The organism is Xenorhabdus lircayensis (assembly GCF_016306625.1).
In the GTDB taxonomy this organism is placed as follows: Bacteria; Pseudomonadota; Gammaproteobacteria; order Enterobacterales; family Enterobacteriaceae; genus Xenorhabdus; species Xenorhabdus lircayensis.
Genome location: NZ_JACOII010000037.1, coordinates 44459 through 66821 on the forward strand (window position 1 = coordinate 44459; position 22363 = coordinate 66821).

Here is a 22363-nt window from a genome sequence, read left to right on the forward strand (position 1 = left end):
CTAAAATCATGGCTGTCTCTTCATTACCATTGCAGATAGCCACTGTTTTACTCACGGTTTTACTCATTGCTTTACTTTTCCCACCTCAATTCCAATCAAACCTTCATGCAGGATCAAATCAACCCCCCATCCCCTCATTTTGCGGTACACTGGGATAGATCTGTTTGTTAATTAGTTTACTCGCAAAAATCACAGGATAAACAATGGAAACGTTAAGCGAGATCGTGCATGCACTCTGGCATCATGATTTTAACCAACTCGCCAATCCCGATGTCATCTGGATTATTTATGGTGTCCTTTTTGTCACCCTAGTGCTGGAAAACGGACTATTACCAGCGGCCTTTTTACCCGGCGATACCCTGCTAATACTTGCTGGTGCTTTGATTGCCAAAGGTGTCATGAGCTTCATTCCCACGATTATCCTGCTGACCATCGCAGCAAGTTTGGGGTGTTGGTTGGGGTATTTACAAGGGCGATGGCTCGGTCATACCCGCGTTGTCAAAAACTGGCTGGCCCAGCTTCCCTTGCAATATCGCCAACGCGCCAATGTGCTATTCACCAAACATGGCCTATCTGCCCTGCTTATTGGGCGTTTTTTAGCGTTTATTCGTACTCTCCTGCCAACATTTGCCGGCATTTCTGGTCTAAATAGTAAACGCTTTCAATTTTTTAACTGGTTAAGTGGCTTTTTATGGGTCATTATTATCGTGGGTTTTGGCTATATCTTGAACCAGATCCCGTTTATCAAGGCACATCAAGATCTGGTCATGAATATTTTGATGATTTTACCTGTCATTCTGTTGATCAGTGGGTTGTCTGCTTCTCTGTTGATGTACTGGCGTCACAAGAAGGCATCATCAAAGAAACATAAATAAACATATTTGTCGTTTTAACATTCTTGTGAAACCACTATTTATTCATTTATCAACAAAAAAATTAAACAATCAGAGTCCATTCCAACAGGTATTGTTACTGCCAACAGTTTGAGCACTGCCCAAATGTAACATGCTGAACAACTGCCCCTGAATGGGATGGGCTGCCTCATCAATCAATATCGATAAGCCAATATTGATAAACAAAAGTATGCTCGCTGGTATAGCCAAAAACTTACATGATTCTGTTAGTAAGGCGGTTATTATTATGCAAAACTTCACACTACACACACCCACCAAAGTTATTTTTGGCAAAGGGCAAATTGCCCAATTGAGCTATTTGGGAGTATTGAACCCAATTCCGCCTATGAGATTCGAAACACGATAAGCTCCTGCAATATGCTGAACGTGTTTGGAATTTCACGGAGGGTTCTGAAGAAGAACGAGTTAGCAAGGCTATTCATGCCACTCGTCAGTTTTTTGAAAGTCTGGGCATGAAAACCCACCTTTCAGATTATCAACTTGATGGCAGTTCTATTCCAGCCATGATCAAAAAATCAGAACAGCAAGGTTTGGTTGCCTCCGGTGAGCACCAAGATATTACGCTTGATGTCAGTAAGCAAATTGATGAGGCGTCCATCTGAAATTCCAAACCTGAAGGAGGTAAGAATGGGTCAGCAGACAATTATTAAACTCGTTGATGAGAATCGCATGCCACAATTGGGTCTTGGGGTTTGGAAAGCGAGTAATGAGCAGGTTGTTGGTGCTATCCACACTGCGTTAGAAGTGGGCTACCGCTCCATTGATACGGCTGCGATTTATCATAACGAAGAAGGTGTAGGGAAAGCCCTGAAGGAAAGTGATATTCCACGCGAAGAAATTTTCATTACCACCAAACTTTGGAATGATCGCCATCTGGATGCCAGCACTGCATTACAGGAAAGTTTGGACAAACTACAGCTAGACTATGTTGATCTCTATCTCATTCAGTGGCCCGTTCCCGAACAGGATCATTATGTTGATGCATGGAGGCAACTTATTGAATTGAAAGAGGCCGGATTGACTCGCAGTATTGGTGTTTGTAATTTTCATATCGAGCACCTACAGAAATTGATGTTGGAAACCAGCGTGATTCCGGCAATCAACCAAATTGAATTGCATCCCTTGATGCAACAGCGGCAACTTCACTCATGGAATGCCACCCATCATATTACAACTGAGTCTTGGAGCCCATTATCACAGGGTGGAAAAGGCGTTTTTAACTCCTCATTGGTTGAAAGATTGGCCATTAAACACGGTAAGACCCCAGCGCAAATTGTGATTCGCTGGCACCTTGAATGTGGCATGATTGTCATTCCTAAATCCGTTACGCCTTCCCGCATCAAAGAAAATTTTGATGTATTTGATTTCAGATTGGAAAAAGAAGATTTAACTGCCATGGCTGAATTGGATATTGGTAAGCGGATAGGCCCAAATCCTGATACTTACAATCAACTTTAAAATATATCCCCCCATCTGATTCAATCTATTCCAACAGACCTGAATTCTGTTTTTCAACGGAGTTCAGGTCATGAACCTGACCCAAAGCCGCGCCCTTCAAACACTACAATTCATTAATTCAATCGATATTATGAATAATCACCATGGTGATTATTCATGTATACTTAATGACATAAACTTAATTTTTAACATTAAATATTAGTTATATTAAATAGATAATTGATAATTTCTGTATTTATGGCAGAAATCAATATATCTATCTTCATTAGAAAACCCAAATAAAACTTAAGGAAATGATAATGATTTACATAGTTATTTCTTTACTGATGCTGATCCCTTTTTTCTTCGTCTTAAAGGGGCTTCTGTTATCACATCAGATCCACCACAATGCATCGGGTATTATGTTCGCAATAGCCGCTATTGCCTTTCATATGTATATCTTCCGTTTCGACCAGATTCCGATTGTGCATGTTGCTATATCCCATAAACCGATTGTGTTTTATGCCGCAGTTGTGATAGCACTTCTACACGGTGTGATCTATTCCATTTGCTTCAAACGATATTATGGGAAGGCGATTTATGAAGAGCATTAAAAAATGTTTTTTAGTCCATCGCCCCCTTTTGGGGCGATGCTTTGGTCAATGCAGGATTCAGGCTTTGAGCTGTTTTACGGTGCAACTTTATTTTCTGGCGGTGTTAACAAAAACACTTTTTCATTTTTGCCAAGCCACTGATGGGCTATTTGATTGATATCATCAACATTGAGCACTTCCACTAATGAGGCTGCTTGGGTCAAGCGTGAAAAATCACCGTCATCGGTAGCAATCTGTGCAAGTGCATCAGCCCAATAACTGGCGCTCGATTCTATTTCTTGCTTCTCAATTCTCCACATGTTTCTGGCTTCATCTAATTCCTTGTGGGTAATACCGTGAATACGGGTTTCTTCAAGCACTCGGCGGGCAATATTGATCATCTCATCGGCACGTTCAGGTGCGGAAGTGAAATTTAATCGTGCGGAATAATAAGATGACGGTAGTTTAGCTAGATGGTGTCGTCATGAAACACTCAGCCAAAGCGCAAGACAGCGGATCTGGACAGCAGCAAGAAACGACGTACTATTTTTAGCATAACGGGTTGCTATACCACGCCAGCGTTTCAGGTGAAGAAAAGCATTTTCAACTAAGTGCCTGAGTCGATAGAGTTCCCGGTCATATTCTCGTTTTACTTTGCGATTTTTACGACCGGGAATTTGTGCTTTCATGCCTTGTTGTCTGGCTTGTTCTCCTATTGCAACGCTTCCAGAATATGGAACGCGGCTTTTACCCGCTCGGGATTGGGATAATTCTTATTCGCCAGCATCACTATGCCAATCTGCTTTTCAGGAATGAATGCCACATAGGCACCAAATCCGTTAGTCGCGCCGGTTTTATGTACCCAGGACGCTTTCACGGCCTGAAGATGAGGGGTAATCGCTACTGCAGTTTGCGGTGCGAGGGCGACTTTATTTTCGCTACCGTCAATCACTGCTTTGGTTTCCACCGGCCAATTGAACATCTCCCAACCTAAGCCCTGAAACATGCTGCCAATGTGCCAGTAGCGCGACTGAGCCAGCCTTATGCCTTGTTGCAGCGACTTATCCTCGACTCTCTGCGGGTCCATATTGGCTTGCACCCAGCTCGCCATATCCTCAATTGTCGTTTTCACCCCGTAAGACTCGGCGTCCAACATGCCTGATGACACACGCACTGGCTTGTCGTCGCGGTAGCCCCATGCATAATGATTTTCTTCAGCCACGGGGACGTTAATCCATGTATGAGACAGCTTCAGCGGTTCAAAGACGCGTGTTGTCATTGCCTTTTCAAAACTCATTCCGGAAGGTTTGACTGCCAGCATACCAAACAGGCCAATGCTAGCGTTGGCATACAGACGTTTTTCCCCGGGTGCCCACTGCGGTTGCCAACCCTGATAGAAGTTGAGCAGTGAAGCTTGGTCGGTGACCTCATCGGGTACTTGCAGCGGTAAACCGCCTGCCGTGTAAGTTGCGAGTTGCAGCAGGGTAATGTCTTTCCACTGCTTGCCAGTCAGTTCCGGCCAGTATTTTGTCGCAGGGTCGCTGAGCTTGATTTCACCGCGTGCTATGCTCTCTCCACCCAGTACGCCGGTAAAAGTCTTACTGATCGAACCGAGTTCAAATATGGTTTGTCTGGTCACTGGTCGATTGTGCCCGATATCGGCCAGACCGAAGGTGAAGTAATAAGGCTTACCCTGATAAATGACGGCAACTGCCATGCCCGGGATGGACTGCTCTTTCAGCAGTGGATTAATGCTGTGCCTGACAGCCTCGCCGATCAGTTTTTCATTAAGCGTTTTTGGGGCAGCAAGAGTTGAACATGAAGCGGTGAGCAGCAACGCACAACAAAGTGATTTTTTCATCATTGGTAACTTCTCATAAAATGACTCAACAGGACTCCAGAGTCCATCAGATGCATCTAAATAATATATGGACACCGACTCAATTCAAGTAGGTGAGTAAATTTTTCTGACAACGTAGCCGCAAACATATATTCGTACATGAACTCCCGCGTATGTGCAAGATAAGTTCGTCGGGTGGCGGTCATAACTGCGTGCGTACATTCGGCTTCTGTGTTTGCAGATTATTTTCTGCTGAGCCATGATAGATATGTGCACACCTGCGCCTTATCGGCTTTTAGACCTTTATTCATTCGTGGTCGTCGGATATATCAGGTTTTGCAGGTGTCGGTCTGACCGATCTCCCATCTCACTTTTCCCGCGCAATTAGCAAGATCAATAAAGCTAAAAACTATTTCATTACTCTGTGATTACGACGTCAACCTGAATTTCTCTTCACCCGTTAATATCACCCACGATATTCTGGCGATCTTATTTGCCAGCGCGATAGCCACAATATTAACCGGACGGCGCTGCATCAGCTTTTTTACCCACTCGCTATAGTTATCATGCCTTCGATTAATAGGGTAAATAACCGCTCTGGCTCCCTGAACCAACAGCTTACGGATATAACCATCACCCCGTTTCGTTATTCCCGCGAGTCTGGTTTTTCCACCACTGGAATATTGTCTGGGGGTTAACCCTAGCCAGGCAGCGAAGTGTCGGCCATTTTTGAACCGGTTAGGATCTCCAACGCGACTGACAATGGCTGTGGCGATCACCGGCCCAATACCGGGAATAGTGGCCAGCCGTTGACAGAAGTCATTCTCTTTGAAATACCTGTCAATCATTTCGTTAAGCTCACCGACCCATGCCTGTAAACAGGCTAATTGCTCAAGATACATCATGCCCAGTTTTCTCAGGATAGGGGTTATCGCTGATTCACCGTTCTCTATAAACTCAAGGAGACCTTTTTTTAGCAACGCCAACCCGGTCGGAAATATCATGCCTTCTTCTGAAAACAGACTGCGGAGCTGATTTGATTTAGCTGTTCTTTCCTGAATAGCCCCTTCCCGCATTCGATGTAATGACTGTAACGATTGCTGCTCAGCACTTTTTATGGGCACACAGTGAATATCCCTTCTTGTCACCGCCATACAGATCGCAGCAGCATCATTAGCATCATTTTTCCCGCCGACAACAAAAGGTTTAACGTATTGGGTTGGCAACAAATGAACCGTGTGCCCCAGTTTTGTCAGTTTCCGTCCCCAATAATGAGCACTATGGCAGGCTTCAATCCCGATGAGTGCCTGTTCGAGAGTGGCAAAAAACTTCAACACACTGTTTCGACGTAACTTCCGTTTAATCGTGGTGACACCACGGTGGTCTGTCCCATAAACCTGAAAAATATTTTTAGCAATATCAAGACCGATGATGAGATTAGGCATAATCCCCTCCCAAAGCTGGCTGGATTTTATTGATGAATTCCCATCTTACTCCGTGAGGAGCGGGAGTTCATAACATCAGCTTCAGTGAGCCCTGATGAAAATCCGCACTCTCTGTCCTCATTAATTCAACAGTCTCGATAGACTGATCGGGTTACCAGGTTCACAGAGAGTCGGTACTACCTGTCAGTAATTACATAAAATTATGGACTTTTGCTACATAAAGGGTTACTCATCGCGCTTCATAACTCGATTGTTGGTTGACCAGTGCCCACGCTATTCGGGCATTTTTATTTGCCAGCGCTACTGCTGCCTTATTGAGTCCGCTACGGGTTATCACGCCTTTTAACCAACGCTGCAATCCATTACCTCGTTCGTCGGGGAGTTTTTGCACTCGATAAGCCACGGAGCGGGCACCGTGGATCCGTATTCCACGCAAATAGCTATCTCCGCGTTTCGTGATCCCCAATAACTGACTGTAAGGCAGCAACAGAGCAGCCAGTAAAAATAGGCTTGCCACAGTATGTCCAATGGGACGCCACCATGAAAATAAACGTTCTTTGGGGGTAGGAAAAAACTCTGGTTTGGCAATGAGGTCACAGTCTCGCCAAATCTGGGCAATATTCTGGTAGGCCACCTGATGTTCAGGTGAGGCAGACAACCATTGTTGAAATACCAGCCGTTGCTGCTCTGATAACGGTTGCCCACGCTGGCGGGTAAACCACAGGGCAGCCTGTTCATCGATATTGCCTGATGAATTCTTGTCCATCATGTTCTCAGGCGGCTGGCGCATTATTGATTTTCTCCGTGGTAATCAACATAATTTTTGCAATGTACTAATGCACTGGCGATATGCTTTTCCACCATGCTGGTGGAGATCCCCATTCTTTCTGCTATCTCGTTTTGGGACAGCCCTTCGAAGCGATACATCAAAAATGCTTCACGGCGACGAGGTGGCAGTGTTTTGATGGCGTCATACAGGCGCTGGAGCCGTTGTTGCTGTTCTACAATTTCTGCCGGATCGGCTTGCTTACCGGGAACCTGCAAAGCCACCATTTCGCTTTCTTCTTCCTGAATCGCCTGCTGTTTCTGTTTCTTACGCCAATGGTCAATCAGAACATTGTTGGCAATTTTGAACAAAAAGGCACGGGATTCCCGCACAGGAGTCTGTTTTTTTCGGTTGAGCCATAGGGCAAAGACATCTTGTGACAGATCGCTGGAGTCACTGCTGTTTTCAACCCGTTTATGGAAAAAACGCATAAGCTGTTTATAGGTCAGTTGGTATGCGTGACTGACTTTATGAGCCAGTGACTTATTTATGGACATTATTTACTGGTATTGAAATCAAAAAAGCGGCCTGAGAAATAAGCCCAAATCCATCGCTTCGATTAAGTGAAACCACTGTCTGTTAGAAGTATATCTCTTCATTGTTTCAAGCTGCGCTTTGTTGGCTGCGCTCATTTTCTCAGTCACACCATTATCTGTGATCCTGAAGGGATTCAGTCCCTTGCCATCACGCTGAAACTTAAAGTCTGCCGAATACAATCACTGTAATTATTATAAGATTCAATATCATTCGCAGAAGCATTATGCCTATAATTCTCCAGAAAGAAATATTTGAGGCAAATTGTTATAAGGGGATTGTTGTGGGGAGATTGTTATGGACAGTATGACAAACAGTATATTTCACCCCATGATACGCCCTGCGGACAGTTTCTCGTTAGGTAGAGGTTTTTCGTTGGGTGGAATAATACTGAGTGTGTTGTTTCATCTGGCGTTGCTCCTGATTGGTATTAATTGGTTTGTGAATCAATCCCGTCAGAGTGGTGCTCTCCCCCCTGCAATGACACTGCAACTTGGTATGTACCAGCTAGAAAAGCAAGCCGACCCTGATCGGGCAGAAGGGCCTGAACAAGTCATGTCGGCACCGGAAGCAACACAAATTGAATCCCCCGTGAAGCAACCTGAACAGGCGAAATTTCCAGTAATTGATCAAGGTAATCTGGCATATGCGCCGGAAAAAAAAGCCAAGAAAGAATTGAGAAAGAAAATCCCCATTGATGTCATGACGCCAGAAACCGGGTCTGTTTCTGACATATCATCAGCCCCGCTTTCTGGCAGTGCGGTAAGCAGCAGCGCGAATTTTTCCAGTGCAGCGTCCCATGCCATTAGTGGGCGGGAAGGATGGGAAAATCTCATTCATGGGCATCTAGCGAAATATAAACGATATCCCCGCGATGCCATGCGCTTCAAATCCAGTGGAGTCAGCCATGTGCTGGTCAGGATCAATAGCAAAGGTGAAATCGTACTGGCTAATATTCTAACTTCATCAGGCACCAAGATCCTCGATAAAGAGGCGCTAGCAACAGTGAGGCGCGCAGCACCATTTCCTGTGCCTCCGCATGAACTCCTCAACGGAGGCGTGGTGGAGATGGTGACACCGATAATTTTTGATATAAAAATCGGTTAACGGGTGGAGCCATCCTCCTCATTATCTTCATCCGGTGATTTGGTATTCGCGGTCAAAAGATAAGGGGACTGTTGCCAGCGGCTGGGGGACAATTGCAGTAAATTATGAGCCAGAATAAAGCCAATCGCCAAGGATAGCAGGAGCATAACCCTCAGAAGGTTAGTGGTGTTATCGACCTGCTTGGCTTCTGTTGCCAATCTATGGGTATCCAGCGTCAGGCGAAGAAAACCTTTCGGATGATTTTTTCCCGGTATAGGTACGACGATTTGTTGGTTGAAATAGCCACTGGATTTTTTACCTTCTAACGATAATCGCTCACGGACAGAAATCGGCTCACCACTTCGTGCTATCTGGGTTCCATTCTCCAAATAAACACTGGCATCCAAAATACGGCTTTTGCTGGTCAGGTAATCCAAATTGGCTACAATCTTTTTATTATTAAGATCTTTGCTACCATTCTCCATATAATCAGACAAGCTGAATGCGACCTGTTTAGCTAATGTTTGCGCCAAATCTTCAAACTGATCCATATGGGCCTGCTGTTGAGAACGGCTGAAATAGGAAACACCCTGCATCAGCAGTACCAGCAGAGCTATACATATTAAAATAATCGCCGTCTTGTGCAGTCGAAGTTTTAGCTTTGCTTTTATCATCGTTATCCCATCCCATGCTAAGAAAGCACATGTTGCCAGATGCGGTAATGATAGGATAGTTTGAAAAGCATTTTTTGCCTGCCAAAATTGTATGGAATTACAGGAGTCGATGTTCATGTCTAATAATCTGGCCTATCGCTACTTACCGGATGAGATCCATAAATGGCCGGGATTACCATTATCCCTTAGTGGAGATGAAGTCATGCCACTGGATTACCGAGCAGGAGACAGCGGCTGGTTGCTGTATGGGCGCGGTTTGGATAAACAGCGTATCAGCGATTTTCAGCACCAACTTGGGGCAGCCATTGTGGTGGTATCTTCATGGCGTATTGATGATTATCAGGTTGTTCGTATTGCCGGTAGTCTTTCTCCCCGCATCAAACGACTAGCGGATGAGTGCCGTCTGGATGTTGTTCCTTTGGGGCAAATCCCGCGTCTGCGCTCACCCGGCTTATTAGTGATGGATATGGACTCAACCGCTATCCAGATCGAGTGCATTGATGAAATTGCCCGCTTGGCCGGCGTTGGCGATAAAGTAGCTGAAATTACAGAGCGAGCGATGCAAGGCGAACTGGATTTTTCAGAAAGCCTGCGCGAGCGAGTTGCCCAACTGGCAGGTGCCGATGCATCAATCTTGCAGCAAGTGATGGAAACACTTCCCCTTATGCCAGGGCTAACCAGCCTTGTCCGCAAGTTACAATCATTGGATTGGCATGTCGCGATTGCCTCCGGTGGTTTCACCTTCTTTGCCGATAATCTTCGCCGCCAGCTACGTCTTTTTGCCGCAGTCGCCAATCAGCTTGAGATAAAAGATGGCAAGCTGACCGGCAAGGTCAAAGGACCCATTGTCGATGCGAAATACAAGGCAACGACATTAATAAAGCTGGCAAAAGAGCTGGGTATTCCACTGAGTCAAACTGTTGCCATTGGGGATGGTGCCAATGACCTGAAAATGCTCCGCAAGGCGGGATTAGGAATTGCCTATCATGCTAAACCCAAAGTATATGCACAGGCTAAGGTTGCGATCCGCCATGCAGATTTGATGGGCGTTCTGTGTGTGTTGAGTGGTGGCTTGAAACACGAAGAACGTTAATGCTATACCCAATAGATGTTAAGTTACAGCTTGAAAGATGAAAGGCATAGCAGCCAAAGGTAATCATATTGAAGGGAGTGCAGAGTGGCAAAAGCAGCAAAACGGGCATTTGTCTGTAACGAATGTGGCGCGGATTATCCCCGCTGGCAGGGGCAATGTACCGCATGCCACGCATGGAATACTATTACGGAAGTGCGTTTGGCCGCAGCTTCATCTTCCCGCAATGAGCGTTTCAGCGGTTATGCTGGAGATGTGAGTATCAGTAAGGTACAGAAACTTTCAGATATCAGTCTGGAAGAACTGCCCCGTTTTTCGACAGGATTTAAAGAGTTTGACCGTGTTCTCGGTGGCGGCGTGGTTCCCGGCAGCGCCATTTTGATTGGTGGTAATCCCGGGGCGGGGAAAAGTACCCTGCTCTTACAAACCATGTGCCAATTATCGGCACAGATGAAAACCCTGTATGTGACGGGGGAAGAATCATTGCAGCAAGTGGCGATGCGGGCGCATCGGCTGGGATTGCCGACCGATAAACTAAATATGCTGTCAGAAACCAGCATTGAGCAAATTTGCCTGATTGCAGAGCAAGAACAACCCAAACTCATGGTGATTGACTCGATTCAGGTCATGCATATGGCGGATATTCAGTCTTCACCGGGCAGTGTGGCTCAGGTAAGGGAAACCGCAGCCTACCTGACACGATTCGCCAAAACCCGTGGCGTCGCCATTATCATGGTTGGGCATGTGACAAAAGATGGTTCTTTGGCTGGCCCCAAAGTGCTCGAACACTGTATAGACTGTTCCGTCATGTTGGATGGCGAAGCAGATTCCCGTTTTCGCACCCTGCGCAGCCATAAAAACCGCTTTGGTGCCGTCAATGAACTGGGCGTGTTCGCGATGACCGAACAGGGTTTGCGGGAAGTGAATAATCCTTCCGCTATTTTCCTCAGTCGTGGCGATGAAATTACCTCGGGCAGTTCCGTCATGATCGTATGGGAAGGCACGCGGCCTTTACTGGTTGAAATTCAGGCGTTGGTTGATCACTCCATGATGTCAAACCCGCGTCGCGTCGCGGTAGGACTTGAGCAAAATAGGCTGGCTATTCTGCTGGCTGTTCTGCACCGACACGGCGGATTACAAATGGCTGATCAGGATGTTTTTGTTAACGTCGTGGGCGGTGTGAAGGTAACGGAAACGAGTGCTGACCTAGCGTTGTTGCTCTCTTTGGTTTCCAGTTTCCGCAATCGCCCTTTGCCTCGTGATCTGGTGGTATTCGGTGAAGTGGGGCTGGCCGGTGAAATTCGTCCCGTACCCAGTGGGCAGGAGCGCATTTCAGAAGCAGCCAAGCACGGTTTTAAACGGGCTATTGTTCCTCACGCCAATATGCCTAAAAAATCATTACCAGACATGAAAGTATTTGGTGTCAAAAAACTGGCTGATGCTTTATCTGTTCTGGATGATCTGGATGACTAAGTCCTCTTTTATTCCTTTAAGACCTAAGTATTTTTCCTAATTACCTAAAATATTTATTGCCTGCCATCACATATAAAATAAGGCAGGCAATAAAATTAGCCTTCAATCTCCCCTCCTTTAAATTTCGAGTATGTTATGCCAGCAGCAAAAATTCAGATTTTTCCTAATACACATAAATCAACCAGCAATATTTAAAAAGGTATTTTTATTCATTCTATTTAAATAAAAAATCAGTTGATTAGGCATTATCTTATTTAAATTTTTATACATTTATCGAATACTGCTATTTATTGATTATACCATCCTGATGGTACTCAGTCCCCTCAACCGCTATATAAATATATCTATAACGATTAAGGGAAAAGCCAGCTACATTCGATAATTCGTATTGTCAGTAAATTTTATGATCAAACTACCAATTTAGTATTGGGTTATTTTATTTTATTCATATATTTGATTGTTTAATTTTAAATACTCGCTGTCGTTAAAATGACAGTATTTCATTCCAAAACATCAATAAACAACCACTTTTGTTTTTACTTTCACAACAAGCATGCTATTTTGTTTAATATAATAAACACAAAGGGAGGTTATATGGGACAGTTTGACTACTTGAAAGAAGCTATCAAACAGGCAGGTTACACGTTACAGCAAGTTGCTGATGCCTGTGGCATGACAAAAGGCTATCTAAGCCAACTCATTAACGACAAAATAAAGAGTCCCAGCGCGCAGAAACTGGCTTCTCTTCATCAATATCTAGGATTGGCGTATCCCATGGAAAATAAAACAATCGGTGTCGTGTTTGGTAAATTTTACCCGCTACATACTGGACACATTTATTTGATTCAACGAGCATCCAGTCAAGTTGATGAATTACACGTTGTCCTTTGTTATGACGAAGTGCGTGATCGTGAGTTGTTTATCAACAGCTCGATGTCCCAACAACCCACTGTAAGTGACCGCCTGAGATGGTTGCTGCAAACATTCAAGTATCAAAAAAATATTCATATTCACGCATTTGATGAACAAGGAATGGAGCCCTATCCAAATGGCTGGGAATCGTGGAGTAAAGGCGTGAAGGCATTTATGGCAGCAAAAGGCATCTGTCCTCAATACATCTACTCCAGTGAAGCCCAAGATGTTTCCCGTTATAAAGAACATTTCGGTGTTGAAACCGTTCTCATCGACCCACAGCGCTCATTCATGAATATCAGCGGCAGCCAAATTCGTCAGGCTCCTTTCCGCTATTGGGAGTATATCCCTACAGAAGTGAAGCCATTCTTTGTGCGTAAAGTTGCCATTCTTGGCGGCGAATCAAGCGGAAAATCCACATTGGTAAATAAACTGGCCAATATGTTTAACACCACCAGCGCATGGGAATATGGACGCGAATATGTATTTTCCCATCTGGGGGGCGATGAAATGGCCTTGCAATACTCAGATTACGATAAAATTGCGTTAGGTCATGCTCAGTATCTTGATTTTTCTGTAAAATATGCTAATAAAGTTGCTTTTATTGATACTGATTTCGTGACAACACAAGCATTTTGCAAACGTTATGAAGGAAAAGAGCATCCTTTTGTTCAGGCCATGATTGACGCGTATCGCTTTGATTTAGTGATTCTTTTAGAAAACAACACCCCGTGGGTGTCTGATGGTTTGAGAAGTTTGGGTAGTGAACGAGATCGCAAAGAATTTCAGCATTTACTTGAAAGTTTGTTGAAGAAAAATAATATCGATTATGTCTGTGTCAATTCACCAGATTATGATCAACGTTTTCTGCGTTGTGTTGAACTAGTTCAACAAATGTTAATGGCATAACTAACTTTTATATATAAAATAGATTACACTTATATTATTATCACGATTAATTGATAGCAATTTATTCTTCTCTGTAACTTTTATCATTATGTGTTTATTGCGCTTTAACATTTAATTAAATGTTTACTGTGGTTATTTTCACAATGGTAATAAAATAAATTGTGATAATAATATTTTTTGATACTTTGTTTTTACCGTTTTGACTTGAATTACAGAGAAATAAGTCATTTAATGAATAGGTCTATTGATTTATTTATATAAAATTTATTAGTTATTAATAATCCCACAAATATTATAGGTGTTTATTAACAATAATGGAGGTAATGCAAAAGTAACATTAAAATATTAATGAAATATAAAATGACTTTTTTCCTTATTATCAAAGTGGAATAAAAATAGAAGAATTTATGCTATTTTTATTTAGCTTAATATTTACTTTAGGCATAATTAATTAATATTCTTGATTTTTTTATTCTAAGACTAAGAAACATCTCATTTATTAGATAGTCATTGTAAATAATAATTGACATAAGATGAGTATATCCTCGGTGAAGATGTTTCACATATATACTATTTTCATTCGCACAATACCATAGGGATATTAGTGTTATTACGAATGAACTTAGACAGCATATGTTAAGGAAAAAGCTTTAATCTTTTAACCTAATTGTGTTGAGAATATGAACTTGAATCAATTTAAATCGATTGAGGTTATCAATATTTCATATGGTTTAACTGATACTACAGTTAATCATGAAATGATTTCAGATATCACATTTTCTATTATACCAGGTGAAATTACTTTGATAACAGGGCCGAAGGCGTCGACTAACCGTACAATATTGTCGATTGCATCGGGTATGTTACAACCAGACCAAGGAGATGTATTAATTAATAATAACAAGTTGAAACTAATGAATGATGTAGAATTAGGAAAGTTTCATGCCGAAAATAGTGGGTTTATTTTTCAAGATTTCAATTTATTTAGTGAACTCACGCTGTTAGATAACTTGTTATTATCAACTTCTTATGGATTATCGCTTTCTCGCGAACAGGCAGAAAAAATCGCGAAGAAATCGTTGGATATTGTGAAATTAGGCGATAAAAGCCGTTATTACCCAGGGGAACTGTCTGAAAACGAGAAACAGCTGGCTGCAATGGCAAAAGCCATCGTCAGAAGGCCCGAATATTTATTCGCAGATGATCCGACGCGTAACTTAGATCATCAGGCATTTCAGACGTTCATTAATATCTTTAAATTTATTGCACATGAACAGAAAGGCACGGTTGTGATTGCCTCCCAAGATAGCCGCCTGATGAAACATGCAGATAGCGTTATCACTTTAGCAAGTGGAAAGGCAGTTAAAACTTATGAATCATTTCAGGAACAACGGGTTTTAGTGCAATCATTATCAGTAAACTAGTCATAATCAGTAAAAAACGGCCTGATATCAGGCCGTTATCTTTATCAGATTTATTTGCTGATCTTTTTATATTTAATACGGTGAGGCTCCAGCGCTTCTGCCCCCATTGTCCGCTTTTTATAATCTTCGTATTCGCTGAAGTTCCCTTCAAAGAAAGACACTTTACCTTCATCCTGATAATCAATGATGTGTGTCGCAATACGATCAAGGAACCAACGGTCATGGGAAATAACCATCGCACAACCAGGGAATTCCAGCAGGGCGTTTTCCAATGCGCGCAGAGTTTCGATATCCAAATCGTTGGTTGGTTCGTCAAGCAGCAACATGTTACCGCCAACTTGCAGCAGTTTGGATAAATGCAGACGACCACGTTCACCACCAGACAATTCACCAACGCGCTTGCCTTGATCTACGCCTTTGAAGTTAAAGCGTCCAACATAGGCACGGCTTGGAATTTCAAAGTTTCCGATACGCATGATGTCTTGACCACCAGAAACTTCTTCCCAAACGGTTTTGCTGTCATCCATGCTATCGCGGAACTGATCAACGGAAGCCAATTTAACGGTTTCACCCAACGTAATGGAACCGGAATCAGGTTGCTCTTGACCAGACAACATACGGAATAGTGTTGATTTACCCGCACCGTTCGGGCCGATGATTCCAGCAATCGCCCCTTTAGGCAGGGAGAAACTCAAGTTATCGATCAGGACTCGATCACCATAAGATTTGGTTAGGCTGGAAACTTCCAGCACTTTGTCACCCAAGCGTGGTCCCGGTGGGATGAACAACTCACTGGTTTCATTGCGCTTCTGGTACTCAACGTTATTGAGTTCTTCAAAGCGAGCCAGACGTGCCTTACCTTTTGCCTGACGTCCTTTCGGATTTTGGCGAACCCACTCAAGTTCTTTCTCAATGGATTTACGACGAGCCGCTTCTGACGAAGCTTCCTGTGCCAGACGTGCGTCTTTTTGTTCCAGCCATGAAGAATAGTTGCCTTCCCATGGAATACCTTCACCACGGTCAAGTTCCAAGATCCAGCCAGCAACGTTATCAAGGAAATAACGGTCATGGGTAATCGCAACCACAGTACCTTCGTAATCGTGCAGGAAGCGTTCCAACCATGCGACCGATTCAGCATCAAGATGGTTGGTTGGTTCGTCGAGCAGCAACATGTCTGGTTTTTCCAGCAACAGGCGACAAATCGCTACACGACGACGCTCACCACCGGACAGATACTCAATTTTGGCATCCCAAGCAGGTAAACGCAGGGCATTAGCCGCTCTCTCAAGCTGATTCTCCAGATTGTGTCCGTCATGAGATTGGATGATAGCTTCCAGTTCACCTTGCTCTTTTGCCAGTTTATCGAAATCCGCATCTGGATCAGCATAAGCGGCATAAACTTCATCAAGGCGCGTCAGGGCATTTTTTACTTCGCTGACAGCTTCTTCTACTGCTTCGCGAACGGTATTCTCAGTATTGAGCTTAGGCTCCTGCGGCAGATAGCCAATTTTAATACCGGGTTGTGGGCGAGCATCTCCCTCGATATCTTTATCAATACCCGCCATGATGCGCAGTAAGGTCGATTTACCTGCACCATTGAGGCCGAGAACACCAATTTTTGCTCCAGGGAAAAAACTCAGAGAAATATTTTTCAGAATATGCCTTTTCGGGGGAACGATTTTGCCAACCCGGTGCATACTATAAACATATTGAGCCAATGTATTTTACCTTTTTGATTAATAAGGAATTTTTAAATTCGCTTGCGCTTAGATGGCGTATTTTACCCTAAATGTTACGTATCGTGTTGCTACCTGATTAGGATTAGATCCAAACACTCCATGGACGCAAACGGTAAAAATCATCTGTGCGGAACGCCTGTTTATGGATGGTATCGCCGTTCCAGTCTGCCGATTGTATTCACTGTGGAATGGAATACAAATAGGATTGCCTATGCTCTTATAAACTAAACATTTTTCCAATGCCTGTTTTTGGCATTCATTGGTTGTAATAAATCGCGCTAATAATATGATTATAATTACATGGCATTTTTACAATGCATTTGGGCATAGTGTATTTGAGCATTGATAGTAGTCTTCCGGAGAGGGATGTGGCAATGAGTAAGTGGCAGCATTTTGCAATGGCTGTAAGTATGGTTTCTATTGTTGCTGGAGCAGCTCATGCTGATTCTCTAGACGCCCAACGTCAGCGATATCGAGAGATACAACAGGCGTGGGATGCAAAAAATAGGGTGGAAGTTGAACGTCTGATGCCAACGCTGAAAGATTATCCCCTCTACCCTTATCTTGAATATCGCCAATTAATTCAGGATTTGGCAACTGCTACTCCCCAGCAAATTCAAAATTTCATTAATACTCACCCTACTCTGCCACCAGCGCGTTCCCTGAACTCCCAGTTTATCAATCAACTCGCCAACAATGGTGACTGGCCCGGCATTTTGGCATTCAGCCCCAACCCTCCAAGCGCGGTTGTAGAACGCTGTGATTATTACTTTGCCCAGTGGGCCACTGGGCACCAGCGAGTCGCATGGAAAGGAGCTCAAGAAATTTGGCTAAATGGAAATTCATTACCTGATAGTTGCAATAAACTCTTCGATGTCTGGGAACAGGCTGGATATTTATCCGTAAATTTAATTTTGCAGCGTATTGAATTGGCAATGAAAGAAAATAACGCCACACTCGTTACCTATCTTGCCAAGCGCTTGCCATTAGATTATCAGAGCTTAGGCTCAAGTTTGATCAAGCTACAACATAATCCTGCATTGATTGAACAATTTGCCGCAGCCACAACGCCAACGGATTTCACCCGTTCGGTTATCATGACGATCTTTTCGCGCTTTGCCCGCGAAAATGCTGAACTTGCCAGAATGAGCTTTCCTGCATTTGTTCGTGCGCAGAAAATGAATGACACCGAACGACAGCAATTAAAAGATATCGTTGCATGGCAGTTGATGGGAGATATCACGCCAGAAGAGGCAAAATGGCGGGATGAGACTATTCGAAACTCACAATCTACCAAACTGCTTGAGCGACGTGCCCGCTTGGCATTGAGAGATGAAGATGATACTGGGCTTGAAGAATGGCTTGCATTGCTGCCAAAAACGATCTTGCAACAAGATGAATGGCAATATTGGAGCGCCATTATTCTGCTCAACCAAGGAAAAACCGCAGAAGGAAATGCAATATTACATAAGCTGACTGAGCACCGTGGTTTTTATCCCATGGTAGCAGCCCAAAAATTACACATGTCTTATCCCTTGATCATTAATAAATCAGAAAGACCCGATATTGCCATTGCAAATATGCCGGAAATTAAACGTATCCGCGAGTTGCTGTATTGGGATATGGATAATCTGGCGCGTTCAGAATGGGTTCGCTTAGTTTCCTCGAAAAATCGAGTGAAACAGGAACAGTTAGCTCGCTATGCATTTGAGCAGCACTGGCCTGCGTTTAGTGTGCAAGCTACCATTACAGGGAAAATGTGGGATCACCTTGAAGAACGTTTCCCACTGGCATGGCAAAACGAATTTGCAAACTTTACGTCAGATAAAGATATTTCACAAAGTTATGCGATGGCGATAGCTCGTCAGGAAAGTGCATGGAATCCACAAGCCCGTTCCTCTAAAGGAGCCAGCGGCTTAATGCAAATCATGCCAAAAACGGCCGAACATACAGTAAAGAGTCAAAAAATTCAGGGTTATGCCAGCAGCAGCCAATTAATGGATCCTGTCATGAATATTAAAATTGGCACCGCCTATCTGGATGTGGTGTACCAGCGTTTCGGCAATAACCGCATTCTTGCCAGTGCGGCCTATAATGCCGGCCCTACTAATGTTGATCGTTGGCTAGCTAGTTCCTCTGGACGCATTAATGCGATAGCCTTTATTGAAAGTATTCCTTTCACTGAGACACGCTCTTATGTCAAAAACGTTCTTGCCTACGATATGTTCTACCATAATTTTATGGGGAAAATGCCGAACGTACTGACTGAGGCCGAATGGCAAAGACGTTATTAATTTGGGAAGCAAATATGATATGCTGCCGTACTAGTTGAATAGTATGGCAGTTAATTATGACACAAAATCATTTGATTGATCCGGCGCTTTCGCCGGAAGATGGTGATGACTGGCTCACTTTTGTAGGGTTGTTACAAACGGCATTTGAACAAAATTTGCAACATTCTATTTTGCAGCTATTATTAACACCCGATGAGCGTACTGCTTTATCAACTCGGGTTCGGATTATTCAGGAATTGATGCGTGGGCAAATGAGCCAGCGTGAACTGAAAAACGAGCTGAGTGTTGGTATTGCAACAATTACACGTGGTTCAAATAGCTTAAAAACAGCTCCCGCTCATGTTAAGACATGGTTGGAGGAACAGTTATTAAAATAACCGTTATTAACTTATTCAGATCGTTCGTGTAAAATAACGGCTTAAATAACTCTTGGGGTCATCCAGTCGTGACCCCAAGCTACTATACCGAACGGCTATACCATTAAGTATACCGTTAAGATTGGTTATTCAACTCTTTGTAAATTTCATGATGGATAGGTACAAGAGCCAGTATCAGAGCTTGATGATAAACGCTGGTGCGCGTCAGAATACCGTTGGTAAAAAAGCCGATTGCACCACCTTTCTGCTTGATGTTATCGATGCCGGCCACGTCTGCCATTTCATGGCCAAGCTCGCGTCCCTCACGAATGCCTTCCAATACTTTTTCAGGCAGCATCAGACTGGCAGAACGCGATTCTCCGCGAATTTGTTTATGTTCAACCACCATCCAGGCAAACGTCATGTCATCTTCAATTCCAGCTTCAACCCCAACCCAAAAATCAGCTTCAGGCCGAACTTGGCGGGCAGCCATAACTCGATGACGGGCACCTGTGCGGGTTTCACTATTGCCAATAGGTTGTTGAGGTACGCTGCTGTCTACGTTGACATCTTCTATGTGGTAAGTGCCTGGGCCAAAAACATCATCGAATGCAAGGCTAATCGCTTTTATTTTCGCAGAGTTAGTTGTTGCTGCAATAACGTGGTACATAATAAATAAATTATCCTTTGAATTATTTCAGATGCAGTATAACGGAAATTAAATATGTTACAGGTCTATCTTGTTCGCCACGGCGAAACCGAATGGAACGTGGCTCGCCGTATTCAGGGGCAATCTGACAGTCCTTTGACTGAAGTTGGCCGGCGTCAGGCTCGTTTGGTCGCCCAAAGAGTTAAATCAGAAAACATTACCCATGTTATCACCAGCGACCTTGGCCGAACACGCCAAACGGCAGAAATCATTGCTAAAACCTGTGGGTGCAACGTAATACTGGAACCGCGTTTGCGAGAGTTACACATGGGCGTTCTAGAAAATCGCGAACTGAGTTCCCTCACACCGGAAGAAGAATCCTGGCGTAAAAGTCTCGTCGATGGTACACCAAATGGACGGATCCCAGAAGGTGAATCGATGAATGAATTATCTATCCGTATGAGAGCCGCGCTGGAAAATTGCCTCAATCTACCGGCAGGCAGCCGCCCTCTGTTGGTAAGTCATGGTATGGCTCTCGTCAGTTTAATCTGTTCGATTTTGGGACTTCCGGCCAATTCAGAACGTCGCCTAAGGTTGAGAAACTGCTCCATCTCACGAGTAGATTATCAGGACAGCCCATGGCTGGCTTCAGGTTGGATCGTTGAAACAGCGGGCGATATCACACACTTAGATATGCCCGCCTTGGATGAATTGCAGGGTTAACGTTCAATTGGGATGAGATACTCAAATTCCACAATATGGTTTTGAGACTCATCCTCAAGATTTTTCCAGTCAAGATTAGTGAGGTAATACCGCTCGACATCGTATCCCTTTCTGCGAGTGATGTTTAATGTAGGCAGACAGACACCATAAATTGTAAAGAGAAAATCTTGTAACTGTTCTTTGTCACCAAAATAACTGAACGAAATATAATCCCCACCAGGCAAGATAACCGGACTGCTGTCTTTGGTATCAAAGGTGGCATATTCTGGCTCTATTGCTGTGGTATAGAAAACGGTCTGTTCATCTTCATGCTCCATACTGAGGGTCGTATGGTGTAATCCATAAAGCCTGGGTGGTAATACTTCAGCATTTCTCAGGTAGTTAATCCAAAAATTATGGCGCATATCTTTGCAAGCTGCTGACCACTGTTCAAGCATATAACTACAAGTGTGTTCAGTGCCAATAAGCGGTTTATCTTCCAATGTGACATATTTGTGCGCTGGCAGAGGTTTGCTATCCAGCAAAATAGGAGGACATATCCCCTTAGCACACCACTCTTCACTTCGACGATAAGATGCTGGCGTTCGATCGAACTGTTTTTTGAAGGCTCTTGTGAAAGTTTGTTGAGAGTCAAAGCGATATTGCAAAGCAATGTCCAAAATAGGACGGCTGGTTAAACGCAATGCAACAGCGGCTTTGGATAATCTTCTCGCGCGGATATAAGAGCCAATTGCCTGACCAGTCACATCCTTGAACATACGCTGCAAGTGCCATTTAGAGTAACCTGCTTTTGCTGCAACGTTATCAAGGGACAATGGACGATCTAGATTATTATCTACCCAATGCAGCAAATCTCGAATGATGTTGGTTTGATCCATACATCTCCCTAAGTCATTAAGACAAAAAGAAAATCATATAAATATAAAACAACTTACTTATTAGTTTGAAAACAAAATTTTTTTCTGGATACATATATTATGTAGCTTGGTCGGATAATCAACACCTACTTTCCCCAAAGATAAAAACATAGTTTTTAAGGCCACTGACTGCCAGACGTTCAGGCACTCTGTGAGTTTTACATTTAAGATACAGTCCTTGTTCCTGACCGTGATACTTGTTCCTTAGCATGATAGTAGTAGCTCTATCTCAATAGGTTAATAATCAAGATTATTATCTCCAATATGTATCATCTATCAAAGGTATCATAAATATGAAAATAATTTCTTTGAGTGCGATTATTGTTGCATTCATGCTATAAACAAACCATCAATAAAATTAAACAAGCTTAAACTTGGAATAAATTAATGGTAGGCTTGATAATATGTCAAGACTTGTCTTTATAAATTATTTAATAATATGAATTATAAGGAAAAATAAAATTATTAACTGATGAGGTAGATGCTGTTCTCGCGCCAAAGTCTATGACAACTTTCTAAAAACAGCAC

At 43.3% G+C, this 22363-nt stretch carries 19 protein-coding genes and 4 pseudogenes; 12 read left to right on the forward strand and 11 right to left on the reverse strand.

The window, feature by feature from the left end:
* The first annotated feature begins 203 nt into the window (after positions 1-203).
* The 4 genes and pseudogenes from H8A87_RS09970 (at position 204) to H8A87_RS09985 (ending at position 2965) form a co-directional block, all read left to right on the forward strand.
* Complete coding sequence (locus tag H8A87_RS09970; RefSeq protein WP_198689819.1) at positions 204-875, forward strand: DedA family protein; 672 nt, start codon at positions 204-206, stop codon at positions 873-875.
* 368 nt (positions 876-1243) lie between these two features.
* A pseudogene (locus tag H8A87_RS09975) lies at positions 1244-1516 on the forward strand (NADH-dependent alcohol dehydrogenase); the annotation flags it as partial.
* 25 nt (positions 1517-1541) lie between these two features.
* Positions 1542-2372, forward strand: coding sequence for a 2,5-didehydrogluconate reductase DkgA (gene dkgA, locus H8A87_RS09980; protein WP_198689820.1), 831 nt, complete (start codon positions 1542-1544; stop codon positions 2370-2372).
* 299 nt (positions 2373-2671) lie between these two features.
* The gene (locus H8A87_RS09985; protein WP_198689821.1) at positions 2672-2965 is read left to right on the forward strand and encodes a hypothetical protein; all 294 of its coding nucleotides are present in this window, start codon (positions 2672-2674) and stop codon (positions 2963-2965) included.
* Between the two features lie 74 nt (positions 2966-3039).
* Here the strand turns inward: H8A87_RS09985 and H8A87_RS09990 are convergent, their stop codons facing one another.
* The 7 genes and pseudogenes from H8A87_RS09990 to H8A87_RS10015 all read right to left on the reverse strand — a co-directional run bounded on the left by H8A87_RS09990 (position 3040) and on the right by H8A87_RS10015 (position 7552).
* Positions 3040-3345 (reverse strand): peptidase M16 family protein, encoded by a 306-nt coding sequence (locus H8A87_RS09990; RefSeq protein ID WP_198689822.1) that lies wholly within the window; start codon positions 3343-3345, stop codon positions 3040-3042.
* 81 nt (positions 3346-3426) lie between these two features.
* Positions 3427-3669: pseudogene (locus H8A87_RS09995) on the reverse strand (transposase); the annotation flags it as partial.
* Positions 3657-4808 (reverse strand): CMY2/MIR/ACT/EC family class C beta-lactamase, encoded by a 1152-nt coding sequence (gene ampC, locus H8A87_RS10000; RefSeq protein WP_198689823.1) that lies wholly within the window; start codon positions 4806-4808, stop codon positions 3657-3659. The gene ampC and the pseudogene H8A87_RS09995, both read right to left, overlap by 13 nt.
* A 404-nt stretch (positions 4809-5212) precedes the next feature.
* Positions 5213-6229 (reverse strand): IS110 family RNA-guided transposase, encoded by a 1017-nt coding sequence (locus tag H8A87_RS10005; protein WP_198689824.1) that lies wholly within the window; start codon positions 6227-6229, stop codon positions 5213-5215.
* A gap of 229 nt (positions 6230-6458) precedes the next feature.
* Positions 6459-6701: pseudogene (locus H8A87_RS20625) on the reverse strand (IS110 family transposase); the annotation flags it as partial.
* A 150-nt stretch (positions 6702-6851) separates the two neighbouring features.
* Positions 6852-7019: pseudogene (locus H8A87_RS20630) on the reverse strand (FecR/PupR family sigma factor regulator); the annotation flags it as partial.
* Positions 7019-7552 (reverse strand): RNA polymerase sigma factor, encoded by a 534-nt coding sequence (locus H8A87_RS10015; RefSeq protein ID WP_198689826.1) that lies wholly within the window; start codon positions 7550-7552, stop codon positions 7019-7021. The gene H8A87_RS10015 and the pseudogene H8A87_RS20630, both read right to left, overlap by 1 nt.
* Positions 7553-7886: 334 nt before the next feature.
* On the opposite strand from H8A87_RS10015, the gene H8A87_RS10020 reads away from it, so the two are divergent.
* Positions 7887-8696, forward strand: a complete 810-nt coding sequence (locus H8A87_RS10020) for an energy transducer TonB family protein (protein ID WP_232370173.1) — start codon at positions 7887-7889, stop codon at positions 8694-8696.
* Here the strand turns inward: H8A87_RS10020 and H8A87_RS10025 are convergent.
* Positions 8693-9349, reverse strand: coding sequence for a YtjB family periplasmic protein (locus H8A87_RS10025; RefSeq protein WP_198689827.1), 657 nt, complete (start codon positions 9347-9349; stop codon positions 8693-8695). The two genes, H8A87_RS10020 and H8A87_RS10025, sit on opposite strands and share 4 nt — an antisense overlap.
* A 115-nt stretch (positions 9350-9464) precedes the next feature.
* On the opposite strand from H8A87_RS10025, the gene serB reads away from it, so the two are divergent.
* The 4 genes from serB (at position 9465) to H8A87_RS10045 (ending at position 15157) form a co-directional block, all read left to right on the forward strand.
* Entirely contained in the window at positions 9465-10442 is a 978-nt protein-coding gene (serB, locus tag H8A87_RS10030) for a phosphoserine phosphatase (protein ID WP_198689828.1), read from the forward strand.
* Positions 10443-10526: 84 nt separating this feature from the next.
* On the forward strand, positions 10527-11912 hold the full coding sequence (radA, locus tag H8A87_RS10035) for a DNA repair protein RadA (protein WP_198689829.1): 1386 nt from the start codon (positions 10527-10529) through the stop codon (positions 11910-11912).
* Positions 11913-12506: 594 nt separating this feature from the next.
* A complete protein-coding gene (nadR, locus tag H8A87_RS10040) occupies positions 12507-13733 on the forward strand; it encodes a multifunctional transcriptional regulator/nicotinamide-nucleotide adenylyltransferase/ribosylnicotinamide kinase NadR (protein ID WP_198689830.1) in 1227 nt (408 codons plus the stop codon).
* 680 nt (positions 13734-14413) lie between these two features.
* Positions 14414-15157 carry an ATP-binding cassette domain-containing protein gene (locus tag H8A87_RS10045; RefSeq protein ID WP_198689831.1) on the forward strand — a complete coding sequence of 248 codons (744 nt, stop codon included), beginning with the start codon at positions 14414-14416 and terminating at the stop codon, positions 15155-15157.
* Positions 15158-15207: 50 nt separating this feature from the next.
* On the opposite strand, the gene ettA is transcribed toward H8A87_RS10045, so the two are convergent.
* The gene (gene ettA, locus H8A87_RS10050; RefSeq protein WP_198689832.1) at positions 15208-16875 is read right to left on the reverse strand and encodes an energy-dependent translational throttle protein EttA; all 1668 of its coding nucleotides are present in this window, start codon (positions 16873-16875) and stop codon (positions 15208-15210) included.
* Positions 16876-17270: 395 nt separating this feature from the next.
* On the opposite strand from ettA, the gene sltY reads away from it, so the two are divergent.
* Entirely contained in the window at positions 17271-19190 is a 1920-nt protein-coding gene (gene sltY, locus H8A87_RS10055; RefSeq protein WP_198689833.1) for a murein transglycosylase, read from the forward strand.
* A 56-nt stretch (positions 19191-19246) separates the two neighbouring features.
* Positions 19247-19567 carry a trp operon repressor gene (trpR, locus tag H8A87_RS10060; protein ID WP_198689834.1) on the forward strand — a complete coding sequence of 107 codons (321 nt, stop codon included), beginning with the start codon at positions 19247-19249 and terminating at the stop codon, positions 19565-19567.
* A gap of 115 nt (positions 19568-19682) precedes the next feature.
* On the opposite strand, the gene yjjX is transcribed toward trpR, so the two are convergent.
* Entirely contained in the window at positions 19683-20216 is a 534-nt protein-coding gene (gene yjjX / locus H8A87_RS10065; protein ID WP_198689835.1) for an inosine/xanthosine triphosphatase, read from the reverse strand.
* Positions 20217-20270: 54 nt separating this feature from the next.
* Between yjjX and gpmB the strand changes: the two genes are divergently transcribed.
* On the forward strand, positions 20271-20918 hold the full coding sequence (gene gpmB, locus H8A87_RS10070) for a 2,3-diphosphoglycerate-dependent phosphoglycerate mutase GpmB (protein WP_198689836.1): 648 nt from the start codon (positions 20271-20273) through the stop codon (positions 20916-20918).
* On the opposite strand, the gene robA is transcribed toward gpmB, so the two are convergent.
* Positions 20915-21796, reverse strand: coding sequence for an MDR efflux pump AcrAB transcriptional activator RobA (gene robA / locus H8A87_RS10075; protein WP_198689837.1), 882 nt, complete (start codon positions 21794-21796; stop codon positions 20915-20917). The two genes, gpmB and robA, sit on opposite strands and share 4 nt — an antisense overlap.
* Between the last annotated feature and the right edge of the window lie 567 nt (positions 21797-22363).